Raw genomic sequence first — 23,216 nt, 5'->3', positions numbered from 1 at the left:
ACCATCCTTCATCTCGATCGTCTCGCAATTCAGATGTTCCTAACATCTGAATTTTGAGAGTATCCTAATGCCGATGGTTCGCAGAAAGGAACGGTGATGGTTCGACTGACGCGGGTGCAGCAGCAGGAGCGCACCCGGAGGTTCGTGCTGACGGCGGCGAGGGAGGAGTTCACCGAGCACGGCTACGCGGCGGCCAAGGTCGACCGGATCGCCGATCGGGCCGACCTGACCCGCGGGGCGGTGTACTCGAACTTCCCGAGCAAGCGCGCGCTGTATCTGGCGGTGCTGATCGACATGGTCGAGAACCCCACCGCGGACGAGCCGCCGCCACCGCCGGCCCAGCCGACGACGACGTCCGATGCACTGGGCGCGTTCGCCAGGACCTGGCTCGAACGGCTGCCTCTGGTCGGCGACACGGCCTCCGGAGGGCGCCTGCACCTGCGCTCGCTCGGCGGCGTCCTCGACGACGAGCGGGGGCGTACGGTGCTGGCGCAGGTCGTCAGGGTGGAGGCGTTGCTGCTCGCCCTCGCCCTGGAGTCGTACGAACAGGACCGCGCGACGCCGGTGCGGCGGGTACGGCTCGCCGAGCTGGCGCTGACGCTGCTGGACGGTTCGGGTCACCTGGCCGAGAGCGCGCCGGGATTCGGCGACCCCTTCGACCTGGCACGCGCGTGTGAGCATCTGGCCGGGATCGAGCTCACCGACACCTGGGAGCCGCCGTATCTTCCCTATGTCACTCCGGCGCGACCGTGCGAGGACACGTGGGATCCGCCCGCCGAACTCACGGATCGGATCAGCGGGGGTCGGGCCGACCTCGGCGCCGACGGCCTGATCACGGTGCTGGGGGCCGGTCGTCTCGCCGCCGTCGAGGAGGCCGTCCGTTCCGCCCGGCCCGGCGAGCAGGTGACGGTGGTCGTCGTCACGGACGACGCCGCCGAGACGGGCCGCCTCGTACGGCTCAGGATCACCGATCTCGTCGGCTGCCTGCGGCGGGTCTTCGCTCCAGACGCCTGGCGGCGTGTCCGGCTCGTCCTCGACGACGCCGCCCTGGTGGCGTCGGCGATCGGCCTGACGGACCTCGACGACGAGACGGAGTCCGCCGTACGCGTCCGGAACGGCGCGATCGTCGCCCGAGCCCACGGACGAGGCGCCGCGTACGCGGCCTCGACCTCCGACGTCTCGACCTCCGGCACCTCCACCGCCGACGCCTCGAACGACACCCGGCCGAAGGGGCCCACGTCATGACCCGATCCGAGTCTTTCGCGACCGACACCGGCCTGTCGGTGCTCCACGCCCTGCGCTGCAGCGGCGCCTCCGGCCTCACCCGCCTCGCCGGCACCACGGGGCTCGGTGAATCCGACGTCGAGTCCGAGCTGATCGATCTCGCGGTCGCCGGTCTCGTCACGTATGCGGGCGGCGACTTCGGCGGGTGGAGTCTCACCGACGTCGGCCGGGTCGTGAACGCCGAACGCCTCGCCGCCGAGTTGGAGTCGGCCGGTGCCCGTGCCGCCGTGCAGGCGGCGTTCGACGACTTTCTCGTGCTCAACCCGGAACTGCTCGAACTGTGCACGGCGTGGCAGATCCGGTCCGTCGACGGTGTCATGGCCGCCAACGACCATCGTGACGCCTCCTACGACGCCCGCGTCCTCTCCCGGTTCGTCGACTTCGACCGGCGTGCCGCCGTCGTCGGCGCCCGGCTGTCCGCGGCGTTGCCCCGCTTCGGCCGCTACCGGGTCCGTCTCACCGAGGCACTCGATCGCGCCGCCGCCGGCGAGTTGGCGTACGTGGCCGACGACTTCTCGTCGTACCACATCGTGTGGGCGGAGCTGCACGAGGACCTGCACGCCACACTCGGGATCCCCCGATGGGTATGAGATGGGTTCGCCCGCTCTCTCCGCGTGTCGAGGAGACGGCGGGGACGCTGGGCGGCAAGGCACACGGTCTCCTGGTCCTGAGGCGTCTCGGGTTGCCGGTGCCCCCCGGGTTCGTCGTCACCACCCACGCGTGTCGCACGTTCCTGCGCGACGGGCGTCTTCCCGACGGGCTCGACGACGAACTCGCGGAGGCCGTCGCCGATCTCGAAGCCTCCACCGGGCGTCGCTTCGGGGGATCACGGACGCCGTTGGCGGTCTCCGTTCGCTCCGGGGCCGAGGTGTCGATGCCCGGCATGATGAACACGATCCTCAACCTCGGCCTCACGACCGAGGCCACGGCCGCTCTGGCGTCCGAGACGGGCGACGCGCGGTTCGCGCTGAACTCACGGTTGCGGTTCCTGGCCGGCTTCGCCGCCGCGATCGTCAACGTGGACGACGGAACCCTCGGGCAAGGGGCAGGCGACGAGCAGGCACGGATCGAGGCGATCGAGGAGCTCATCCGGCGACGGTGGGGCCGGCCGATCCCGGACGACGCGGCGCGGCAGTTGGAGTCGGCGGTCGAGGCCGTGTTCTCGTCGTGGGACACACCACGCGCCAGAACCTACCGCGAGCTGCACGACATCCCGCACGACCTCGGTACGGCCGTGATCGTGCAGACGATGGTCTTCGGGAACCGCGATGGCCGCAGCGGCACCGGGGTCGCGTTCAGCCGCGACCCCAACACCGGGGAGAACGTCCCGTTCGGTGAGGTCCTGTTCGGGCACCAGGGTGAGGACGTCGTCTCCGGCAGCTCACTCACCCGGCCGCTGCGCGAACTCGCCGACCGGGAACCGGCGGTGTGGGCCGGCCTCCTGGACACGCTGCGCCGGGTCGAGGGGCACTACCGCGACGCGTGCTACGTCGAGTTCACCTTCCAGGCCGGGGAGCTGTGGATTCTGCAGGTCCGGCCGGGAAGGTTCGTCGGGGGTGCCGCCGTCCGCGTCGCGACCGACCTCGCCGACGAGCGGGTGATCGGGCGGCACGAAGCGCTGCTCAGGATCTCACCGCGGCATCTCCCGCACGTCCGCACACCCCGGATCGCGGGAACCGCCGACATCCTGGCCAGGGGGATCGGCGCCTGCCCCGGTGTCGCGGCCGGCAGGGTGGCGACCACCTCGGACGGAGCGGTACGCATGGCCGCGGACGGCCCGGTCATCCTGGTACGGCCGGAGACCTCCCCGCACGACATGCACGGTCTGTCGGCCGCCGCCGGAATCGTCACCGCCCGCGGCGGGCCGGCCAGCCACGCCGCGGTCGTCGCGCGATCGATGGGAAAGCCCGCTGTGGTGGGGATCGGCGACCTCGTCGTCGACGTCACCGGCGCCTCGGTGCGGGCCGGTGGACGCACCGTCGGTGAGGGCACCCTCGTCACCATCGACGGGACCGGCGGCGAGGTCGCCCTCGGCAGTCCCAGTGTCGTCACGACCGGGGCCGACGCACACCTGCGCCGGCTCCTCGAATGGGCCGACGAGGTGTCGGGCGACCACTCGGAACGCGACGAGGCCCTGCGCCTCGGCGCCGCCCATGCCGTACTCCGTCACGGCTAGGACCTGGGGTCTTCGGGTGGGCGAGAGACCGACGAGTCCCTTCACCGGGGCATGAGGTCAATCGCGGCTGGGAGGCGGTAGCTCTTCCGGGTGACCATTTGCCGTGCAGGCGTTAAGCCTCATCTTCCCGTATCCATACGAACCGGCCGTGGAAGTTCGGTCCCGTCCGGGCTCCTCACATGGATCAACAGTCATCCATGTGAGGAGCACCGAGGAGCGCCCGGGACGATCCGGGTCGATCGGGTGGCTTTCCGCCACACCGCCGCTCAGGGTCGCGTGCCCGGCCCGAATCCCGTCCAGCGCAGGTCGGGCGGGAGGTGACCCATGTCGTTGTACAACAGCACCGTCGGCGCCACGGCGTCGCGATACTCGATCGCCGTCAGCGCCGTGTTTCCGCAGTTCAGCCCCAGCCATCGCACCGGTGGCGCGTCGAGGGCGTGCCGCAGCAGCCAGGCCACCGGATAGGCGTGGGTGACCAGGACCTCGTGGGTCTCGGTCTCCGCGGGCCGCGCGAACCTGTCGACCAGCGCGTCCGCGAGGCCCGCGCCTGCGGCGGCCTCCTCCGCGTCGTACCCGTCGAAGAACCCCGCCCACGCGGGGGGCATCTCGTCCGGCACGTACGGCACATGGTCGATCAGCTCGGCCGCTTCGCGCACCGCAGCGCCCGGCAGGTGCTCGCCGACGATCTGGGCGGAGCGCACCGCCCGGGGAAGGGGCGAATGCCACACGACGTCGACGGGCAGGGCGGCCAGGCGCTTCCCGACCAGCTCGGACTGCCGCTGCCCGACGTCGGTCAACGTGCCGAACGCGTCCGCCGCGCCGTGCCGCATCACGTACAGGTGCCGAGTCGCCATCGTCAGCTCCCAGGTCTCGGGGTGTGGGGACCGGATCCTCGTACGGCTCCGAGGCGCCGTACGGCGAGGGCCGACGCTCCTCTCCGCCGCCCGGTGCGGGCCTGCTCGGAGAGGTTCGAGCACACCGCACCCCGAATCAGCCGAACCATCGCCACCCTCTTTCCCAGAACAATAGAAATCAGGATACTAACGAAATCCAAATGTTTTCAACATCTGAACAATGAGAAGTGCGAGCCCTGCCGTCACGCGACGGAGGTAGCCCCGCCGGGAGGTTGTCCACGAACCCCGGCGCGAAAGGTGCAAGTGGGTGTCTAGCGTGATGCAATGGTCCGCTGCCACGATCGGGGCTGCTTTGAAGGAGGCTCCCGTGCGTCGTCCCATCCCCCTGGCTCTCATCGTCGCGATCTTCGCGCTCTCGGGGACAGTCATCTCTCCCGCCCAGGCCGCGGCCGGGCCGTGCAAGCCCGGTCAGGGCGCCAACCTGCGCGGCAAGGACTTCACCAGGGGCGCCCAGCTTCCCGTCACCCTGCGCTGCGCCGACCTGACCGGGGCGAAGCTGAACGGTGTGGAACTCATCCAGAAGGACCTCACCGGAGCGATCCTGCGCGGCGCCTCGCTCAGGCAGGCCAACCTCACCCAGGCCACGCTGAAGTACGCCGACCTGCGGGGCGCCAACCTCACCGAGGCCGACCTGGGGCAGATGCACGCCGACCACGCCGACCTGCGCAAGGCGATCCTGGTCGACGCCGAGGCCGGACAGGCGGAGTTCCCGCACGCGGACCTGACCGGGGCGAAGCTGACCAGGGCCGAGCTGACCCAGGTCAACTTCACCAACGCCAAGCTGGTCGACGCCGACCTGGAGGAGAGCACTCCCGGCCAGCTCAAGGCGCGCAAGGCCGACTTCACCAGGGCCAAGCTCCGCGAGGCCAAGATGAGCCAGGCGAACCTGCGCAACGCGACGTTCAAGGACGCCGACGTGCGCGAGGTCGAGTTCACCCAGGCCGAGCTGGACGGCGCCGACTTCACCGGCGCGCTGGTCGAGGCCGCGTCCTTCATCCAGGCCGACGACGTCGACCTCACCGGCGCCAAGGGCACCCCCACCGGTCTCACCGTCCCGCTGCCGACCTCGCTGCCCGACCTCGACATCTTCGGAGCCAGGGAAACGAACGCCCCGCAGGACGACCCCATCCAGAGCGGCGGCCCGTCCGTCGGACTCGTCATGGTCGTGCTCAGCGCGGTGGGCCTGGCGCTGACCGTGGTGGCCTGGGGCGTCAGCGCCCAGCGGCGGAGCCGGCGCAACGCCCGGTTCGTCCTGATGCGGAACGGCGCGGAGGAGGACATCACCCGGCTGGGCGAGGAGATCGACCAGCTCGACTACGAGTTCCAGGTGAGCGGGCGCGGCGGCATGACCGCCGACCGCGACTGGCGTCTCGCCCTCGACGCCTACGAGGCGGCCAAGCAGGCCCTTCTCGTCGCCCGCCGCGAAGAGGAACTGCACTTCGTGGCCCGCGCCGTCCAGGACGGCAGAGCCGCCCTCGCCCGCCTCCGCCCCCGCGTCCACTGACACCGTCCGGCGGAACAGTGCCGATCAACCCACATGAATGGAGCCGTACCGCTCATGTCAGCTCCCGAGCGCACTCCGATTTCCTGGCACATCAGCAGCTTCAGCGCCGACGGCGGCGGCAACTGCGTCGAGGCGGGGCCGGTGAACGACGGCACCGGACGTGTCGCCGTACGGCACAGCAAAGATCCAGATGGACCGATGATCCACTACACCCGCGCGGAATGGGACGCCTTCGTCTCCGGCGTCCGTGCCGGAGAGTTCGACTTCGGTCCGGGATCTGCCTGAAAGCCGAGCGGACCTTGTTGCCCGGATGCGGGAAAGAGCACCCTGTCCCGAGAGAGCGCACCGAGATCGGGCGGATGGATCCCGGCTCGTCCGTGACAGCCCGCCCGTGGGCGAGCGGAGCCGTGTGAACGTGAGAGCGGCCGGTCAGATGCCGCTGGGGGTCATGGGCTGCATGAGGCGGCGGGCGGCCTCGGTGACGGAGCCGGACAGGGAGGGGTAGACCGCGAAGGTGTGGGCGATCTGGTCGACGGTGAGCCGCTGCTGCACGGCGACCGAGACCCCGAGGATCAGCTCGGAGGCGCGGGGGGCGACCACGACGCCGCCGAGGATGATGCCGGTGTTGGGGCGGCAGAAGAGCTTCACGAAGCCGTCGTTGAAACCCTGCATCTTGGCGCGGGCGTTGGTGGCGAGCGGCAGCTTGACGATGTTGGCCTCGATCTCACCGTTCTCGATCGCCCGCTCGGCGATGCCCACGGCGGCGATCTCGGGGTCGGTGAAGATGGCGGAGGCCACGGTCGCGAGGCGGAGCGGGTGCACGGCCTCGCCGAGGGCGTGCCAGACGGCGATCCGGCCCTGCATGGCGGCGACCGAGGCGAGCATCAGGACACCGGTGCAGTCTCCGGCCGCGTAGACGCCGGGCGCGGAGGTGCGGGAGACCTTGTCGACCTGGATGAAGCCGCCCCGGTCAAGGGTGACCCCGGCCTCCTCGAGGCCGATCCCCGCGGTGTTGGGGACCATGCCGACCGTCATCAGGCAGTGGCTGCCCTCGGCGGTCCTGCCGTCCTCCAGGGTGACGACCACGCCGTCCGGGGTGCGCTTGACGGACTCGGCGCGGGAGCGGCCCATGACGTTCATGCCACGGCGCCGGTATACCTCTTCGAGGACCTCGGCGGCGTCGGCGTCCTCGTTGGGCATCATGCGGTCGCGGGAGGAGACGAGCGTGACCTCCGAGCCCAGCGAGCGGTAGGCCCCGGCGAACTCCGCGCCGGTGACGCCGGAGCCGACCACGATGAGGTGTTCGGGCAGCTCCTCCAGGTCGTACAGCTGGCGCCAGGTGAGGATGCGCTCGCCGTCGGGCTCGGCGCCGGTGAGGATGCGCGGGGTCGCGCCGGTCGCCACGATGACGACGTCCGCGCGGATCGTCCGGTCTCCGGCCCTCACCACCTGCGGGTCGACCAGCCGCCCGGGGGCCTTGATCACCTCGACGCCCTCCGCGGCCAGCCGGGCGGCGATGTCCGCGGACTGGGCGCGGGCGAGCTCCTTGACGCGCCTGTTCACCAGCGGCATGTCGGCGATGACTCCGCCGACGTCACCGTCGGGGCCACCGGTGTAGTGGACTCCCAGCATGCTGGCGTCGAGGAGCGCCTGCTTGCGCACCGAGGTGGCGATCAGCGTCTTGGACGGCACGCAGTCGGTGAGGACGCAGGCCCCGCCGGGGCCGTCCTGTTCGACCACGGTGACCTGCGCTCCCAGCTGGGCGGCGACCAGCGCCGCCTCGTATCCGCCGGGACCGCCACCGATGATCACTATCCTCGTCACATGGCCCATTCTCCCGCATGACGGGACCGGGCATCGCTGGGCACCCCTCCCAAACCACGAAACCACCACAAAACCATCGAGATTCCACCAGTCATCGGCGTGGCCTCGAAGCCGGGTGAGCGTCTCGCGGATCTTGGATTAGTGTTTGTCTCCGTGCCTGTCTACGCCGCTTACGGCAGCAACATGGACCCGAAGCAGATGGCCCAGCGGGCCCCTCACTCCCCGATCAGGGGGACGGGCTGGCTCCAGGGCTGGCGTCTGACCTTCGGCGGGAACGATCTCGGCTGGGAGGGCGCGCTCGCCTCCATCGTCGAGGACCCTGACGACCAGGTCTTCGTCGTCCTCTACGACGTGCCCGAGTGGGACGAGAGCTCCCTCGACCAGTGGGAGGGCGCGGCGCGCGGCCTCTATCACAAGGTCAAGCTCCGGGTGCAGACCATGGAGGGCGAGGTCGTGGCGTGGTTCTACGTGCTCGACGGGTACGAGGGCGGGCTGCCCTCGGCCCGCTACCTCGGCATCCTGGCCGAGGCCGCCGAGCGCGCGGGTGCCCCCGACGACTACGTCAGGGAGCTGCGCGGACGTCCCTGCACCTCACTGGGAAGCTGATCTCGCCGGAGAGGCCCGCGGGGGACGCGCTCCCCGCCTTGAGGCCCTCCCGAGAGCACTCCCGGCGCGCATATGACGATCTCTCCCGAGGGAAGTCCCCCGGGAGCCTGAGGGCACCGCTCTTCACCTCCGGCACACGGACACTCGGATCGCCGTCGTGCCGAAGGCCGGCATGGGCAGGCCGTACGCGGACGTTCGTGGGAGGCGGAGGTCACCACGCTCCGATGCCCGGGCCGGAGGTCCGCCGCACGCGGACGCGCACGGAAGGCGAAGTTAACCTGAAGGCCACCCCGCCTTCACCTGGGAAAATGTCATGATTCCCTGGTGAATGACGTACCTCCCGAAGATGGCGAAACCGGGCGCGGTTCATCCCTGCGCGAGGTGACCTGGCTGTTCCTGCGGCTGGGCGTCATCGCCTTCGGAGGACCTGCGGCGCACATCGCGATGATGCACGACGAGGTGGTACGGCGGCGCGGCTGGCTGACCGAGCAGCGTTTCCTCGATCTGATCGGCGCGACCAACCTCATCCCCGGCCCCAACTCCACGGAGATGGCCATCCACATCGGCCACGACCGCGCCGGGTGGCGCGGCCTGGTGTCGGCCGGGGTCTGTTTCATCCTGCCCGCCGCGCTCATGGTCGGCGGGCTGGCGGCCCTGTACGTCCACTACGGCCACACCCCTGCGGTGAGCGGGATCCTTTACGGCATCAGGCCCGTCGTCATCGCGATCATCATCTGGGCCCTGCTCTCCCTGGTCCGTACCGCGCTGGGGACCACCTATCTGTGGATCCTGGCCGTGGGTGTCCTGACGGCCTACCTGCTCGGCGTGAACGAGCTGCTCCTGCTCGTTGCCGGGGCCCTGCTCACGGTGGCGGTACGGACGGCCTCCGCTTGGCGCTCCCGCCCGCGCGGGCCGGGTGAGAAACCTCACGGGAACGGCGCGCGGGCGCTGCTGGCCGCACCGCTGGTCCTCACCGGTGGCCAGGACCCCGACCAGTTGCTCCGGCTCTTCCTCACCATGCTCAAGATCGGGGCCGTCCTGTACGGGAGCGGCTACGTCCTGCTCGCCTTCCTGGAGGGCGACTTCGTCCATCGGCTCGGCTGGCTCACCGGCACCCAGCTCACCGACGCCGTCTCGATCGGCCAGTTCACCCCCGGTCCGGTGTTCACCACGGCCACCTTCGTCGGCTACCTGATCGCCGGGGTCCCCGGCGCGATCGTCGCCACCGTCGCGATCTTCCTGCCGAGCTTCCTGCTGGTCGGGCTGCTCACCAAGATCACCGACCGGATCAGGGCGAGGACCTGGTCGAGCGCGCTGCTCGACGGGGTGAACGCCGCCTCGCTCGCCCTGATGGCCGGAGTCGCGTTCCAGCTCGGCCGCATCTCCCTGGTCGATCCGCTCACCTGGGCGCTCACCGCGGGAACACTGCTCGTGCTGTGGAGGACGAAGCTGAACTCGGCGTGGCTGATCGCGGCCGGAGCGGCGGTCGGCCTGGTCTCGGTGGCCGTCACCGGGCTCGGCTGAACGTCCCGGGCGCGTCGCGTCCTTCACTGGGCGGCCCGGACGCGTCACCCCCTCCGCCGAGCGGGGACGGGCCCGAGCGGGGACGGGCCTCAGCGGGAAGCGGATCCGAGGAGGAGACGGACCTGAGCAGGGGACGGACCTGCCCTCCCCCTGAGCAGGGGACACGACGCTGTGTGAAGGCAGCCGACCGGTACGCTCACTGACGTGACCAATGACCCGTATGCACTCGCCACCGACGCTGCGAACGCGCTGAGAAGCGCCGTCGGCGTGGACTCCTTCGATGTCGCGCTGGTGATGGGCTCCGGCTGGGTCCCGGCCGCCGACGTGATCGGTGAGACGGTCGCCGAGATCCCGGTGACCGATCTGCCCGGCTTCGCGCCACCCGCCGTGCAGGGCCACGCGGGCCGGATCCGCGCCGTACGAACCGAGTCGGGCAAGAACGCACTGATCTTCCTGGGCCGTACCCACCTCTACGAGGGCCGCGGCGTGGACCCGGTCGTGCACGGCGTACGGACCGCGATCAAGGCCGGGGTGGGCACGGTCGTGCTGACCAACGCCGCCGGGGGCCTGCGCCCCGAGACCCAGGAGGTCGGCGAGGCGGTGCTGATCAGTGACCACATCAACCTGACCGGCGCCAGCCCGATCACCGGCGCCACCTTCGTCGACCTCACCGACGTCTACACCCCGCGCCTGCGCGAACTGGCCCGCGAGGCCGACCCTTCGCTGAAAGAGGGCGTCTACGTGGCCTTCCGCGGCCCGACGTACGAGACTCCGGCCGAGGTTCGCATGTGCCGCATCCTCGGCGGCGACATGGTCGGCATGTCCACCGTGCTCGAGGCGATCGCGGCCCGCGAGGGCGGTGCCGAGGTGCTGGGCATCTCCCTGGTCACGAACCCGGGCGCCGGACTGGTGGGCGAGCCGCTCAACCACGAGGAGGTGCTGGAGGTCGGTCGCGCCACCGCCGCGCGCATGGGCGGCCTGCTGGCCGGCGTCGTCGGCAAGCTGTGACCCGGGAGGTGACGATGAGCAGCGATCTCGCGGGGCTCGCCCGTTCCTGGCTCGCCCAGGACCCCGACCCCGACACGCGCGCGGAGCTGAAGAAGCTGCTGGAGAGCGGTGACGGCGACGCGCTGCGCGAGCGGTTCGGTTCCCGGCTGGAGTTCGGCACCGCGGGGCTCAGGGGTGAGCTGGGCGCCGGCCCCAACCGGATGAACCGGGTGACGGTCATGCGCGCCGCGGCCGGGCTCGCCCGCGTACTCGGCCCCGGCAAACACGTCGTGATCGGCTACGACGCCCGGCACAAGTCGGACGCCTTCGCCCACGACACCGCGGCCGTACTCACCGGGGCCGGGCTGCGCGCCTCGGTCCTCCCCCGGCCGCTGCCCACCCCCGTGCTCGCCTTCGCCGTCCGCCACCTCGGCGCCGACGCGGGCGTGACCGTCACCGCCAGCCACAACCCGCCCCGCGACAACGGCTACAAGGTCTACTGGGGCGACGGCTCCCAGATCGTGCCGCCGGTCGACGCCGAGATCTCCGCCGCCATCGACGCGACGGGGCCCGTCTCCGAGCTGCCCCTCGGCTCCCCCGGCGACCCGGCGTGGAACGAGCTGGACGACGATGTCGTGGACGCCTATCTGGAGGCGGTGACCGCGCTCCCGATCGGTGACGCCCGCGAGCTGCGGGTGGCGTACACCCCGCTGCACGGTGTGGGCGGCGACACCCTGACCAGGGCCTTCGCCGCCGCGGGGTTCGACGCGCCCGCGACCGTCGAGGCGCAGGCCGCGCCCGACCCCGACTTCCCCACCGTCGCCTTCCCCAACCCGGAGGAGCCGGGCGCGATGGACCTCGCCCTGGAGCTCGCCGAACGCGTCGGCGCGGACCTGGTGCTGGCCAACGACCCCGACGCGGACCGCTGCGCGGTGGGCGTGCCGCTGCCCGGCGGCGGCTACCGGATGCTGACCGGCGACGAGGTGGGTGCCCTGCTGGGCGAGCACGTGATCCGGCGGACCTCGGGTGACGGCCGCCTGGTGGCGACCACCATCGTGTCGTCGTCCCTGCTCGGCAAGATCGCCGCCGAGTACGGGGTGCGCTGCGCCGAGACCCTCACCGGCTTCAAGTGGATCATGAAGGCAGGCGAGGGCCTGCGGTTCGGGTACGAGGAGGCGCTGGGATACAGCGTCGGCTCCGATCTCGGACTGCCCGTGCACGACAAGGACGGCATCGGCGCGGCGCTGACCGTGGCCGGGATCGCCGCGCAGGCGAAGCTGGAGGGTCGCGGCCTGCTCGATCTCCTGGACGACCTGGCCCGCCGACACGGCCTGCACGCCACCTCCCAGCTGTCCTTCCGGGTGGCCGACCTGTCGCTGATCACCGGGGCCATGTCCCGCCTGCGGGACGCGCCGCCCGCGCGGCTCGGCGGTCGCGAGGTCGAGGCCGCCGACGACCTGAGCCTCGGCGCGGGCGGGCTGCCGCCCACCGACGGCCTTCGCTACCACCTGGCGGGAGGAGCCCGGGTCGTCGTCCGCCCTTCGGGGACCGAGCCCAAGCTCAAGTGCTACCTGGAGGTCGTGGTCCCGGTGACCGGCGAGGTCTCCGAGGCCCGCGCGCGGGCGGTGCGGGATCTCGACGCGCTGAAGGCCGACCTCACCGAGGCCCTCGGCCTCTGACCCGGCCAGGACTCCCGGCCGCTGACCCCATCACGGCTCCCGGCCTCCGACCCCGTCAGGCGAGGAAGGCCGCGATCACCAGCAGGGCGGCGGCGGCCAGCGCGGCCAGGGCGCCCGGCGACCAGGTGATCGTGAGCGCGCCGGTTCCGGGCGCGGCACCCGCTTCGGACGCGGCACCGGCTTCGGGTATGACGCCCTCCTCAGGCGCGGCTCCGGCCTCGGACACAGCACCCGCTCCGGGCTCGGCTCCGGTTCCGCCGCTACCCTCGGTCGCCACCCCCGGCCCGGTCGCGTCGTCCTTCGTGGTCGCGGCGAGTGAGGCCGCGCGCCTGGCGGATTCCGCGCGTTCGGTGATCTGCTCGGCCACCCAATCGGCGTGGGTCCTGCCCGCCAGCGCCTCGGCGGCGGCCTGCTCGGCCTTCGATCGGACCGGCTCGGTCCTGAAGCGCCCCCGGGCGGGCGTGGCCGCGGCCCTCCCCCTGCGCGCGGCCGCCGCCCGCTCGCGGGCGGAGGTCTGCGGCACCCAGCAGCGGATGCTCTCACCGCCGGAGGTGATCGTGATCGAGTGGGAGACCGTGACCTCGTCCACGCCCAGCCAGGGCACGAAGGCGTTTCTCAGCGGGTTGCGGACGTGGACGCCCTCCTCGGTGAGGAGGATCGCCGGGCGCAGGCAGCCGACGAAGACCAGCGCGGTCAGCACCGCCAGCACCGCCGCGGCGATCATCGACATCCGCCCGCTGTAGCGGACGACCAGATCGACCGCGTTGACCGCGGCGAAGGCCATCCAGACCCAGCCGACGATCATCGCGAGGTTGGAGCGGAACACCTGCTTCATCGGAAAAGCTCACTTCACTCGGGCGAGCCCGTTCACACCTGCCACTTGAGGCGGGCGAACCCGGGCTTGATGACGCCGTTGATGAGCGACAGGCGCTCGTCGAACGGCAGGAACGCGGACTTCATGGCGTTGACGGTGAACCACTGCATGTCGTCCCAGCCGTAGCCGAACGCCTCCGACAGCTTGGCGAACTCCTCGGAGACGGACGTACCGCTCATCAGCCGGTTGTCGGTGTTGACCGTGACCCGGAAGTTCAGGCGGCGCAGCAGGCCGATCGGGTGCTCGGCGATGGAGGCCGCCGCACCGGTCTGCAGATTGGACGTCGGGCACATCTCCAGGGGGATGCGCTTGTCACGGACGTAGGCCGCCAGGCGGCCCAGCTTGGGCTCGGCGTCGCCGGAGACGGAGATGTCGTCGATGATCCGGACACCGTGACCGAGACGGTCGGCGCCGCACCACTGGATCGCCTGCCAGATCGACGGCAGGCCGAACGCCTCGCCCGCGTGGATGGTGAAGTGGGCGTTCTCCCGCTGGAGGTATTCGAAGGCGTCGAGGTGGCGGGTGGGAGGGTAGCCCGCCTCCGCTCCGGCGATGTCGAACCCCGCCACCCCGGCGTCGCGGTAGCGGACCGCGAGTTCGGCGATCTCCATGGACCTGGCCTGGTGGCGCATCGCGGTGAGCAGCGTGCCCACCCGGATGCCACGGCCCGCCGAACCGGTGTCGAAGCCCTCCTGCACGGCCTCGATGACCTCTTCGAGGCTCAGGCCCGCGGAGGTGTGCTGCTCGGGCGCGTAACGCACCTCGGCGTAGACGACGCCGTCGTTCGCCAGGTCCTCGGCGCACTCGGCGGCGACCCTCACCAGCGCCTCGCGCGTCTGCATGACGCCGACCGTGTGGTCGAAGGTCTCCAGGTAGCGCTCCAGCGAGCCGGAGTCGGCGGACTCCCTGAACCAGGCGCGCAGGCTCTCCGTCTCGGTCGCGGGCAATCTGTCGTAGCCCGACTCGCGGGCCAGCTCGATGATGGTCTCCGGCCGAAGGCCACCGTCGAGGTGATCGTGGAGCAACACCTTCGGAGCCAGGCGGATCTGCTCGAAAGTGGGTAGCTGACTCATTCGGTAACCTTACCGTCAGGGGCCTGACCAGTCGGCCTGCGCGAAGGCGCCGTCACGGCCCGGCCTGGGAATGTTCGCACGGGTGTCCCGCGCGAGGGGGACCACGAGGGGACACGGCGCCGATCCCGGTACGGAGACACCGGGATCGACGCGCGACGAACCGTCACCGGGGCCGCCCCCTCACTCACCCTCGCGGTTGACGGTCTCCGGGGAGAAGGCCGGCAGGCAGACGGCGACGTACTCGGCGCCGTCGGGACCTGAGCTGTAGCGGATACGCTCCCCCGGCTCGCACAGGAACACCTGCCCGACGCCGACCTCGGTCGTGCCCTCGTCGTGCTCCACGATGACGGTGCCCTTGAGCACCAGCGTGTATTCGGCGAACTCCGGCGTCTGGGCGGGCTCGTCCCACCCGGCCGGGGCCTTCATGTACGCGATCGAGATCCGAGGGTCGCCGCTGTTGGCCAGACCGACGTATTCGTCGATCGTCTTGCCACCGGGGACGGGAATCCGTGTCGCGCTGTCGATTTTGCGTACCATCAGGCCAGTCTGTCACCCGGTCTCGGGGCCCGGCGCCACCCGGTTCCCCGGCGCTCTCAGTGTGAGATGTCGACGACCAGCCGGTTCGGGCTCTTCTGCTCCAGAACCCGGAACGGCGCCTTGCGGTCGAGGACGACGCCCACGCTCACCACGCCCTCGAAGTCACCGACCTTGACCACGTTCTGGACGTTGCCCAACTGGGCCTGGAAGATCGGGCCGCCCTTCCAGGTGGACTGGCCCGCCTCGGTGTGCGCGACGGCCGGGGTGATCGTCAACTGCAGGTAGGCGCCGCCCTTGACGTCGACCTTGTCTCCCGAGCCGTCCTGGACGAGTTCGGAGACCCACCGCGCCCGGTAGCCAGGCAGCTCGCCCTTGAGGTCGATCACCACCCGGTCGAACCCCTGGTGCTCGGCGAACCGGGCCCCGGTGACGATCGGCTGGGTGGAGACGGCGCGGTCGACCTCGACCTCCTTGGTGCTCGTCGGAGGAAGGAGGGCCGCCGTGGCGGCGGAGGGCGTGGGGGACGTGGTCGACGTGGAGGACGGATCCGCCGGAGCCGTGGTCGCCGTGGTCGGTGTGTCCGCCGGGGACGGGGTCGCGGTCTGCGTGGCCGAGCCGCAGCCGGCCGCGAACAGGAGCACGGGGACGAGCGCGAGAGGAACGAGGGTGCGGTTCATGATGAGCCTCCTGCCCCGTTAGATGCTCGGATCCCCTGAGAGGTTCACCCTCCGGCCGACCACATGCGCCCTCGCCGGATCGTGACACCTTGTCGAGGAAGTAGTCAAGCACCCTTCCCCTCTCCGGACGTCCTCCTGACGATCTCCGGACGTCCCTCTGACAGCTAAGACGCTCCGGACGCGAGGGCGTACCGGGCGTCAGGCGGTGATGCGGTCGATCACCAGCGGCAGCAGGCCGGGGCCGGTGGTCTCGCCGACGGTGTAGGCGCCTTCGAGGGCGGCGAGCGCCCGCTCGAAGCGCGAGGTCTCGTCGGCGTGCAACGTCATCAGCGGCTGCCCCTCGCGGACCGGGTCCCCGGGCTTGGCGTGCAGCACGATGCCCGCGCCGAACGACACCGGGTCCTCCTTGCGCTCCCGGCCCGCGCCGAGCCGCCAGGCCGCCAGGCCCACGCCGTACGCGTCGAGCCGGGACAGCACGCCCGAGGAGGGAGCGGTGATCTCCATGGTCTCGGCGGCCCTGGGCAGCGGGGCGTCGGGGTCGCCGCCCTGCGCGACGATCATCCGGCGCCAGACGTCCATCGCCGAACCGTCCGCGAGGGCGGTCTCGGGGTCCTTGCCGCCGGAGATGCCCGCGGCCTGGAGCATCTCCCGCGCCAGCCGTACGGTCAGCTCGACCACGTCGGCGGGCCCGCCTCCGGCGAGCACCTCCACCGACTCGGCGACCTCCAGGGCGTTGCCCACCGCCAGGCCCAGCGGCCGGTCCATCGCGGTCAGCAGCGCGACCGTCTCGACCCCGGCGTCGGTGCCGAGCTCGACCATGGTCGTGGCCAGCTCGCGGGCCTGCTCCACGTTCTTCATGAAGGCCCCCGAGCCGACCTTCACGTCCAGTACGAGCGCGCCGGTACCCTCCGCGATCTTCTTCGACATGATCGAGGAGGCGATCAGCGGGATCGCCTCGACGGTGCCCGTGACGTCGCGGAGGGCGTAGAGCTTCTTGTCGGCGGGGGCGAGACCGTCGCCCGCCGCGCAGACGACCGCTCCGGCCTTGCCGAGTACGTCGAGCATCTCGTCGTTGGACAGCGACGCCCGCCAGCCGGGGATGGACTCCAGTTTGTCCAGGGTGCCGCCGGTGTGACCGAGTCCCCTGCCGGACAGCTGGGGTACGTATCCCCCGCACGCGGCGACGAGCGGCGCGAGCGGCAGCGTGATCTTGTCGCCGACGCCGCCGGTGGAGTGCTTGTCGGTGGTGGGTCCCGGCAGCGACGACCAGTCCATCCTCGCCCCGGAACGGATCATGGCCTGGGTCCACTCGGCGATCTCCCGCCGGTTCATGCCGTTGAGCAGGATCGCCATCGCGAGCGCGGACATCTGCTCGTCGGCGACGACGCCCTTGGTGTAGGCGTCGATCACCCAGTCGATCTGCTCGGCCGACAGCTCCCTGCCGTCCCGCTTGGTGACGATGACGTCGATGGCGTCCATGTTCAGGCTCCCCGGCTCAGGTCGTGGGGCCCGAAGGCGTAGGGCAGGATCTCCGCCATCGGCTTCGGGCCGTCGATGGTCTCCAGCAGCAGTTCGGGGCCGCCGAACTCGTACAGCAGCTGGCGGCACCTGCCGCACGGCATGAGGAGCTCCTCGTGCCCGTCGACGCAGGTGAACGCGACGAGACGGCCGCCGCCGGTGGCCTGGAGCGAGGAGACCAGCCCGCACTCGGCGCACAGCCCGATGCCGTAGGAGGCGTTCTCGACATTGCAGCCGGACACGATCCGCCCGTCGTCCACCAGCGCGGCGGCGCCGACGGGGAACTTGGAGTAGGGGGCGTAGGCGTGCCCCATCGCCCGTACGGCCTCGGCCTTCAGCGCCGCCCAGTCGATGCCCTGCCCGCCGCCCGGCTCAGTGTCCGGAATGCCCTGCTCACCGGTCGGGCCGGTGTTCGGTTCGCTGCTCATCTCGGTGCCCATCGAATCAGATCCGCTCGTGAGGTGCGCGTGTCACGATCACTTACTCTGTCCCCTGCGATACGTCAGGCCGATCGCGGCGGGCGCGCGGAGCCGCTGCGCCGCCAGCGAGAGCACCAGCAGCGTGGTGATGTGCGGGGTGGCGGAGGTGAACTCCGAGGGAACGCTGTCGGTCAGCGCGAACACGACGAACACGGCGACCGCCGCGACCCCGGTGATCAGCGCGGCCCGCGTCCGGTTCTGCCGTACGAGCTGGTAGACGGCGACCCCGACGAGCAGGATCGTCACCACGAGCAGCAGCGCGTGCACCGACTCGCCGCCCCTGCGCAGCTGGAGCGCGTCGGTGTAGCCGAACAGTACGGCGCCGCCGGCCAGCCCGCCCGGCCGCCAGTTACCGAAGATCATGGCGGCGAGGCCGATGAAGCCGCGCCCGCCGGTCTGCCCCTCGCGGTAGGCGCTCGCGGCCACCTGCGACAGGAACGCGCCGCCCAGGCCCGCCAGGGCTCCGGAGACGAGCACCGCGATGTACTTGTAGGTGTAGACGTTCACGCCCAGCGACTCGGCGGCCACCGGGCTCTCCCCGCAGGAGCGCAGGCGCAGGCCGAACGCGGTGCGCCACAGCAGGTAGTACGAGAGCGGGACGAGCAGGATCGCCAGGATCGTGAGCAGCGAGACGTTCGTGGTCAGGCCGCGCAGGATGCCCGCCACGTCCGACAGCAGGAACCACTGTTTGGCCTCCAGTGCCCTGAGCGGGTCCCCGATCCGGTCCCACGGCAGGCTCACCATCTCGGGCTTGGGCACCGGGGGCGACTGGGAGTCGCCGCCGCCCGGCATCTCGGCGAAGGTGACCTTGGACAGGAACTGGGTGACGCCCTGCCCCAGGATGGTGATCGCGACACCGGAGATGATGTGGTCGACGCCGAAGGTCACGGTGGCGATCGCGTGCAGCAGGCCGCCCAGGGCCCCGCCGATCGCGCCCGCGACGACGCCCGCCCACGGGTTGCCGAACTGGATCGCGCCCCAGGCTCCGCACCAGGTGCCCAGGATCATCATGCCTTCGAGGCCGATGTTGACCACTCCGGCCCGCTCGGCCCACAGACCGCCCAGACCGGCCAGGCCGATGGGGATGGCGAGCGCGATGGAGGCGTTGATCGCGCCCGCGGAGGTGAGGTCGACGGCGCCGGTGACGGTCCGCGTGAACGAGAGCAGCAGGACGAGCGCGCCGAGGGCGAGCAGCAGGACCCGCCAGGTGACCCTGAAGCGGGCGGGGGCCTTCGGCTCCAGGAAGGGAGCCTCCGGCGTGGTGAGGGCGCCCTGGCTCATGCCGGCGTTCCTTCCCTGGTCGGGGTGGCGTCCGCCAGCTGGCGGCTCACCCGGCGCTGCTCGGCGGAGATCTGGTAGCGGTGGACCAGCTCGTAGGCGATGATCACCGAGAGCACGATCGTGCCCTGCATGATGGTGACGATGTCCGGGGAGATCTTCTGGATCTGCAGGATGCCCGCCGAGGTGTTGAGGAAGGCCCACAGCAGGGCGCCGAACGCGATGCCGACCGGGTGGTTGCGGCCGAGCAGCGCGATCGCGATGCCGGTGAAGCCGAGGCCGGGGGGAAAGTCCAGGCTGTAGCTGTAGGAGGCGCCGAGCAGCTGCGGCATGCCGACCAGGCCCGCCACCCCGCCGGACAGGATCATCGAGATGAGGATCATCCGCTTGACGTTCACGCCGCTCGCCACCGCGGCCGACTCCGAGCGGCCGGTGGCGCGCAGGTTGAAGCCGAAGCGGGTCCGGTTGATCACCACGTGGTAGAGGACGCCCATCACGACCGACAGGATGATCAGGCCGAACACCTTCGTCTGGGTGCCGGAGATGATCGCCAGGCCGGGCACCTGACCTGAGGGGCCGATCGGGCTGGTGCCGATGTTGTTGCTGCCCGCGACCTCGACCGCGAGGCGCTCCTTGTTGAGCAGCCAGGCGCCGAGCGAGGTGGCGATCGCGTTCAGCATGATCGTGGAGATGACCTCGCTCACCCCGCGCCGCACCTTGAGCAGAGCGGCGATCGAGGCCCATCCGGCGCCGACCAGCACCGCGACGAAGATGATCAGCGCGACGTGCAGCGGGGCGGGCAGGGTGACCGCGCCGCCGACGGCCGCGGCGGTGAGCGCCGCGAGGCGGTACTGGCCGTCGACACCGATGTTGAAGAGGTTCATCCTGAACCCGATCGCCACCGCGAGCGCGGACAGGTAGAAGTAGGTCGCGGCGTTCAGGGTGAGCGCGATCGAGCGCGGCCGGATGCCGTACTCGCCCATGCTGACCAGCGTGTCGAGCGGCGGGGCGCCGATGATCGAGAGAATGACCATGGTGATCGCCGCGGCGAACGCGATGGCGACGAGCGGGGCGGCGAGCGAGAGCAGCCCCGCCGGGGAGACCCTGCCGAGCAGCCGGTCGGCGAAGGTGGACTTTTCCCGGCTCATCCGCGCGTCCCGGGGTGCGTGTGCGCCGTCTGGGTGTTCGTGCCGCGCGTCCCGGAGGGCGTGTGCGTCTGGGGGTTCATACCGCGCGCTCCCGGGGGCGTGTGCGCTACGTGGGTGTTCATGCCGCCTCTCCAGCACCCGTCATGGCCGAACCGAGCCGCTCGGGTGTCACGTCCTTGGGATCCACCTCGGCGACGATCCGGCCGCGCAGGATCACCTTGAGGGTGTCCGACAGGCCGATGAGCTCGTCGAGGTCGGCCGAGATCAGCAGGACCGCGAGGCCCGCGGCGCGCGCCGCGCGCAGGTGGTCCCAGATCGCGGCCTGGGCGCCCACGTCGACGCCGCGCGTCGGGTGGGAGGCGATCAGGAAGACGGGCTCCCCGCTCATCTCCCGGCCGACGATCAGCTTCTGCTGGTTGCCGCCGGACAGGGCCGAGGCGTCCACGTCGATGCCCGGGGTACGGACGTCGTACGCCTCGACGATGCGCCGGGTGTCCTCGCGCGCTCCCGCGCGGTCGATCCAGGAGCCCTTCACGTTGGGTCGCCGCGTCTGGTGTCCGAGGATCCGGTTCTCCCAGAGCGGGGCCTCAAGCAGCAGGCCGTGCCGGTGGCGGTCCTCGGGGATGTAGCCGATGCCGGCCTCGCGGCGGCGCAGCGTCGTCCAGCCGGAGATGTCGTGCTCGCCGAGGCGGATCTCGCCGTCGGCCGGGCGCATGCCCATGATCGCCTCGACCAGCTCGGCCTGGCCGTTGCCCTCGACCCCGGCGATGCCGAGCACCTCGCCCCTGCGGATCTCGAAGCCGACGTCGTCCACGACGCGGCGGCCGTCGGCGGACAGGACGGTGAGGTCGCGCACCGACAGCGCCACCGTGTCGGTGACGGTGGACTCGCGGGTCTCCGGGCTGGGCAGCTCGCTGCCGACCATCAGCTCGGCGAGCTGCCTCGCGGTCACGTCCTTGGGGTCCACGCTGGCCACGGTCGTGCCGCGCCGGATGACGGTGATGGCGTCGGCGACCGAGAGCACCTCGTCCAGCTTGTGCGAGATGAAGATGATCGTCAGCCCTTCGCGGACCAGCTCGCGCAGGTTGGCGAAGAGCTCCTTCACCTCCTGCGGCACGAGCACGGCGGTCGGCTCGTCCAGGATGAGGATCCGGGCACCCCGGTAGAGGACCTTCAGGATCTCCACCCGCTGGCGGGCCCCGACGCCCAGGTCCTCGACGGTGACGTCGGGGTCGACGCCGAGGCCGTACGAGTCGGAGATCTCCTTGATCTTTCTTCGCGCGGTGCCGAAGTCGAGGGCGATCCCGCCCTTTCTGGGCTCGCTGCCGAGGACCACGTTCTCCAGGACGGTGAGGTTGTCGGCCAGCATGAAGTGCTGGTGGACCATGCCGATGCCCACGGCGATCGCCTCGCCCGGGGAGCGGAAGCTCACGTCCTCGCCGTTGACGCGGATCTTCCCCTCGTCCGGGCGCTGCATGCCGTACAGGATCTTCATGAGGGTGGACTTGCCCGCGCCGTTCTCGCCGACGACGGCGTGCACGTGGCCCTGTCGCACGGAAAGGGAGATGTCGCGGTTGGCGACGACGCCGGGGAATCGTTTGGTGATGCCCGAGAGTTCGACGGCCGGTGCCGAGGTGCTGATGACGGCCTCCTCCGTACGGATGCCCCGATACGGAACGTGGTGGTGAAAGTGGAACAGATGTTGATCAAGGTAGGACAAAGGGCCCGGGGGAAATGTCCGCCGGGCCCCTCATTAGTACCAGGTCAGGAGGTCTTGTCCGGAACGGTGATCTCGCCGGAGATGATCTTCTGCTTGTACTCGTCGAGCTGGGCCTTGATGTCGTCGACCTGGCCACCGGTGGTGGAGTAGTCGACGCCGTCGGCCTTGAGGTCGTAGATCGTGCTGCCGGCCTTCACCTGGTTGGTGGTGAAGCTCTTCAGGAAGTCGAAGACGGCGACGTCGACCTTCTTCACCATGGAGGTCATGATGACGCTCTGCAGGTCGGCGGCGGCGGTCTTCGCCTGGTCGGAGTCGACGCCGATGGCGAGGCCCTTGGCCGCCTTCGCCGCCTCGAACACGCCGCCACCGGAGCCGCCCGCGGCCTGGTAGACCACGTCGGCGCCCGCGTCGAACATGCCCTCGGCCGCGGTCTTGCCCTTGGCCGGGTCACTGAAGCCGGTGAAGTCCGGCGGCTGGGTGAGGTACTTGACCTCGATCTTCACGTCCGACTTGACGGCCTTGGCGCCCGCGGCGAATCCGGCCTCGAACTTGTTGATCAACGGCACCTGCACGCCGCCGACGAAGCCCACGTGGTTCTTCTTGCTCTTCAGCGCCGCCGCGGCACCGACCAGGAAGGAGCCCTCGTGCTCGGCGAACAGCAGGTTCGAGATGTTGGGAGCCTCGGCCGCCGCGTCGTCGACGATCGCGAACTTGACGTCGGGGAACTCGGTCGCGACCTTCTTCACCGGGTTGGAGTACGCGAACCCCACGGCGATGATCGGGTTGAAGCCGCCGTCGGCGAGCAGGCGGAGCCGCTCCTCCTTGGCCGCCTCGGTCTCGCCGTTACCGGCCTCCAACTCGCTGACCTCGGCCAGCTTCAGCTCGGTCTTGGCCTTGTCGATGCCCGCCGCCGCGGAGTCGTTGAACGACTGGTCGCCACGCCCGCCGATGTCGTACGCGAGACCGACCTTCGGCCCCGTCGCCGCCGGCGCCTCACTGCTCGCGGCCCCGCTCGGCTGCGCCGACGTGGCCGGTTCCTCGCTTCCACCACACGCGGCAGCTCCCATGAGCATGCTGCCCGCCAGTGCGGTCGCGGCCAGCTTGCCGAATCGGTTCTGAAGCAAGATGGACTCCCTTCGCGTTTCAGTGCACGCGCGAAGAGACGCACGGCAACCCTGCACGGAAGATAGTTGGTCCATCAGGGTTGACCAAACCAACGCATGAGTCCGCAACAGGTCCGTTATCCAGCTCAGGCCACCTTGTGACCCAAAAACCGGACAGGGTTACCTGTCGGTAGCTCCGGACGTCCGCGACGGGCCGACATCGGCGCGTTCGCCCGGGAGCCGATGATCTTCTTCGGGGACCATCGGCTGGTTCCTCAGGATATGTCCGGACTTTTCGTCTGACTAGATGT

21 protein-coding genes are annotated in these 23,216 nt (G+C 70.6%); 9 read left to right on the top strand and 12 right to left on the bottom strand.

Features of this window, described 5'->3' with window-relative positions; all coding sequences use genetic code 11:
* Positions 1–96: 96 nt before the first annotated feature.
* Genes ABT352_RS08375 through ABT352_RS08365 form a run of 3 tightly spaced genes read left to right on the top strand, consistent with a single transcriptional unit; the run spans position 97 to position 3,460 of the window.
* Positions 97–1,245 (top strand): TetR/AcrR family transcriptional regulator, encoded by a 1,149-nt coding sequence (locus tag ABT352_RS08375; RefSeq protein WP_350943487.1) that lies wholly within the window; start codon positions 97–99, stop codon positions 1,243–1,245.
* A complete protein-coding gene (locus tag ABT352_RS08370) occupies positions 1,242–1,874 on the top strand; it encodes a transcriptional regulator (RefSeq protein WP_350943486.1) in 633 nt (210 codons plus the stop codon). The genes ABT352_RS08375 and ABT352_RS08370 overlap by 4 nt, the downstream gene beginning before the upstream one ends.
* Positions 1,871–3,460: a pyruvate, phosphate dikinase gene (locus ABT352_RS08365; protein WP_350943484.1), complete on the top strand. Its 1,590-nt coding sequence runs from the start codon at positions 1,871–1,873 to the stop codon at positions 3,458–3,460. Before ABT352_RS08370 ends, ABT352_RS08365 begins: the two co-directional genes overlap by 4 nt.
* A 266-nt stretch (positions 3,461–3,726) precedes the next feature.
* Here ABT352_RS08365 and ABT352_RS08360 read toward each other — a convergent pair whose 3' ends face one another.
* Complete coding sequence (locus ABT352_RS08360; protein ID WP_350943482.1) at positions 3,727–4,314, bottom strand: histidine phosphatase family protein; 588 nt, start codon at positions 4,312–4,314, stop codon at positions 3,727–3,729.
* Between the two features lie 367 nt (positions 4,315–4,681).
* Between ABT352_RS08360 and ABT352_RS08355 the strand changes: the two genes are divergently transcribed.
* On the top strand, positions 4,682–5,878 hold the full coding sequence (locus ABT352_RS08355) for a pentapeptide repeat-containing protein (RefSeq protein ID WP_350943480.1): 1,197 nt from the start codon (positions 4,682–4,684) through the stop codon (positions 5,876–5,878).
* 54 nt (positions 5,879–5,932) lie between these two features.
* Positions 5,933–6,163, top strand: a complete 231-nt coding sequence (locus ABT352_RS08350) for a DUF397 domain-containing protein (protein ID WP_350943478.1) — start codon at positions 5,933–5,935, stop codon at positions 6,161–6,163.
* Positions 6,164–6,307: 144 nt separating this feature from the next.
* Here ABT352_RS08350 and ABT352_RS08345 read toward each other — a convergent pair whose 3' ends face one another.
* On the bottom strand, positions 6,308–7,702 hold the full coding sequence (locus ABT352_RS08345) for an NAD(P)H-quinone dehydrogenase (protein WP_350943476.1): 1,395 nt from the start codon (positions 7,700–7,702) through the stop codon (positions 6,308–6,310).
* 153 nt (positions 7,703–7,855) lie between these two features.
* Here ABT352_RS08345 and ABT352_RS08340 point away from each other — a divergent pair, with 153 nt between their 5' ends.
* From ABT352_RS08340 to ABT352_RS08325, 4 genes are all read left to right on the top strand, one after another.
* A complete protein-coding gene (locus ABT352_RS08340) occupies positions 7,856–8,308 on the top strand; it encodes a gamma-glutamylcyclotransferase family protein (protein ID WP_350943474.1) in 453 nt (150 codons plus the stop codon).
* Positions 8,309–8,632: 324 nt separating this feature from the next.
* Positions 8,633–9,832 carry a chromate efflux transporter gene (gene chrA / locus ABT352_RS08335; protein WP_350943473.1) on the top strand — a complete coding sequence of 400 codons (1,200 nt, stop codon included), beginning with the start codon at positions 8,633–8,635 and terminating at the stop codon, positions 9,830–9,832.
* Between the two features lie 204 nt (positions 9,833–10,036).
* Positions 10,037–10,840, top strand: coding sequence for a purine-nucleoside phosphorylase (locus ABT352_RS08330; protein WP_350943471.1), 804 nt, complete (start codon positions 10,037–10,039; stop codon positions 10,838–10,840).
* Positions 10,841–10,854: 14 nt separating this feature from the next.
* Positions 10,855–12,498, top strand: coding sequence for a phospho-sugar mutase (locus ABT352_RS08325; RefSeq protein WP_350943470.1), 1,644 nt, complete (start codon positions 10,855–10,857; stop codon positions 12,496–12,498).
* Positions 12,499–12,553: 55 nt separating this feature from the next.
* Here ABT352_RS08325 and ABT352_RS08320 read toward each other — a convergent pair whose 3' ends face one another.
* From ABT352_RS08320 to ABT352_RS08275, 10 genes are all read right to left on the bottom strand, one after another.
* Positions 12,554–13,333, bottom strand: coding sequence for a hypothetical protein (locus ABT352_RS08320; protein WP_350943468.1), 780 nt, complete (start codon positions 13,331–13,333; stop codon positions 12,554–12,556).
* 32 nt (positions 13,334–13,365) lie between these two features.
* A complete protein-coding gene (locus ABT352_RS08315) occupies positions 13,366–14,445 on the bottom strand; it encodes an adenosine deaminase (protein WP_350943466.1) in 1,080 nt (359 codons plus the stop codon).
* A 180-nt stretch (positions 14,446–14,625) separates the two neighbouring features.
* On the bottom strand, positions 14,626–14,982 hold the full coding sequence (locus tag ABT352_RS08310; RefSeq protein ID WP_350943465.1) for a cupin domain-containing protein: 357 nt from the start codon (positions 14,980–14,982) through the stop codon (positions 14,626–14,628).
* A 56-nt stretch (positions 14,983–15,038) separates the two neighbouring features.
* The gene (locus ABT352_RS08305; protein ID WP_350943463.1) at positions 15,039–15,659 is read right to left on the bottom strand and encodes an AMIN-like domain-containing (lipo)protein; all 621 of its coding nucleotides are present in this window, start codon (positions 15,657–15,659) and stop codon (positions 15,039–15,041) included.
* A 198-nt stretch (positions 15,660–15,857) separates the two neighbouring features.
* Positions 15,858–17,138 (bottom strand): thymidine phosphorylase, encoded by a 1,281-nt coding sequence (locus ABT352_RS08300; RefSeq protein WP_350943462.1) that lies wholly within the window; start codon positions 17,136–17,138, stop codon positions 15,858–15,860.
* A gap of 2 nt (positions 17,139–17,140) precedes the next feature.
* Positions 17,141–17,605 carry a cytidine deaminase gene (locus tag ABT352_RS08295; protein ID WP_350943461.1) on the bottom strand — a complete coding sequence of 155 codons (465 nt, stop codon included), beginning with the start codon at positions 17,603–17,605 and terminating at the stop codon, positions 17,141–17,143.
* Positions 17,606–17,653: 48 nt separating this feature from the next.
* Positions 17,654–18,937 carry an ABC transporter permease gene (locus tag ABT352_RS08290; protein ID WP_350943459.1) on the bottom strand — a complete coding sequence of 428 codons (1,284 nt, stop codon included), beginning with the start codon at positions 18,935–18,937 and terminating at the stop codon, positions 17,654–17,656.
* A complete protein-coding gene (locus ABT352_RS08285) occupies positions 18,934–20,082 on the bottom strand; it encodes an ABC transporter permease (protein WP_350943457.1) in 1,149 nt (382 codons plus the stop codon). Before ABT352_RS08285 ends, ABT352_RS08290 begins: the two co-directional genes overlap by 4 nt.
* A 118-nt stretch (positions 20,083–20,200) precedes the next feature.
* Positions 20,201–21,724: an ABC transporter ATP-binding protein gene (locus tag ABT352_RS08280; RefSeq protein ID WP_350943571.1), complete on the bottom strand. Its 1,524-nt coding sequence runs from the start codon at positions 21,722–21,724 to the stop codon at positions 20,201–20,203.
* Positions 21,725–21,846: 122 nt separating this feature from the next.
* Entirely contained in the window at positions 21,847–22,926 is a 1,080-nt protein-coding gene (locus ABT352_RS08275) for a BMP family lipoprotein (protein WP_350943455.1), read from the bottom strand.
* Between the last annotated feature and the right edge of the window lie 290 nt (positions 22,927–23,216).

The sequence above is a fragment of the Streptosporangium sp. NPDC000563 genome, from assembly GCF_040299985.1.
Lineage (GTDB): Bacteria > Actinomycetota > Actinomycetes > Streptosporangiales > Streptosporangiaceae > Streptosporangium.
This window is presented reverse-complemented; position numbering and strand designations above follow the sequence as displayed.

Bases quoted from the DNA above. Each gene is read 5' to 3' on its own strand.
- ABT352_RS08365 (WP_350943484.1), top strand. From the start codon at position 1,871: ATGAGATGGGTTCGCCCGCTCTCTCCGCGTGTCGAGGAGACGGCGGGG.
- ABT352_RS08290 (WP_350943459.1), bottom strand. From the start codon at position 18,937: ATGAGCCAGGGCGCCCTCACCACGCCGGAGGCTCCCTTCCTGGAGCCG.
- ABT352_RS08325 (WP_350943470.1), top strand. From the start codon at position 10,855: ATGAGCAGCGATCTCGCGGGGCTCGCCCGTTCCTGGCTCGCCCAGGAC.
- ABT352_RS08285 (WP_350943457.1), bottom strand. From the start codon at position 20,082: ATGAGCCGGGAAAAGTCCACCTTCGCCGACCGGCTGCTCGGCAGGGTC.
- ABT352_RS08320 (WP_350943468.1), bottom strand. From the start codon at position 13,333: ATGAAGCAGGTGTTCCGCTCCAACCTCGCGATGATCGTCGGCTGGGTC.
- ABT352_RS08315 (WP_350943466.1), bottom strand. From the start codon at position 14,445: ATGAGTCAGCTACCCACTTTCGAGCAGATCCGCCTGGCTCCGAAGGTG.
- ABT352_RS08360 (WP_350943482.1), bottom strand. From the start codon at position 4,314: ATGGCGACTCGGCACCTGTACGTGATGCGGCACGGCGCGGCGGACGCG.
- ABT352_RS08305 (WP_350943463.1), bottom strand. From the start codon at position 15,659: ATGAACCGCACCCTCGTTCCTCTCGCGCTCGTCCCCGTGCTCCTGTTC.
- ABT352_RS08295 (WP_350943461.1), bottom strand. From the start codon at position 17,605: ATGAGCAGCGAACCGAACACCGGCCCGACCGGTGAGCAGGGCATTCCG.
- ABT352_RS08350 (WP_350943478.1), top strand. From the start codon at position 5,933: ATGTCAGCTCCCGAGCGCACTCCGATTTCCTGGCACATCAGCAGCTTC.
- ABT352_RS08300 (WP_350943462.1), bottom strand. From the start codon at position 17,138: ATGGACGCCATCGACGTCATCGTCACCAAGCGGGACGGCAGGGAGCTG.
- ABT352_RS08370 (WP_350943486.1), top strand. From the start codon at position 1,242: ATGACCCGATCCGAGTCTTTCGCGACCGACACCGGCCTGTCGGTGCTC.
- ABT352_RS08310 (WP_350943465.1), bottom strand. From the start codon at position 14,982: ATGGTACGCAAAATCGACAGCGCGACACGGATTCCCGTCCCCGGTGGC.
- ABT352_RS08375 (WP_350943487.1), top strand. From the start codon at position 97: ATGGTTCGACTGACGCGGGTGCAGCAGCAGGAGCGCACCCGGAGGTTC.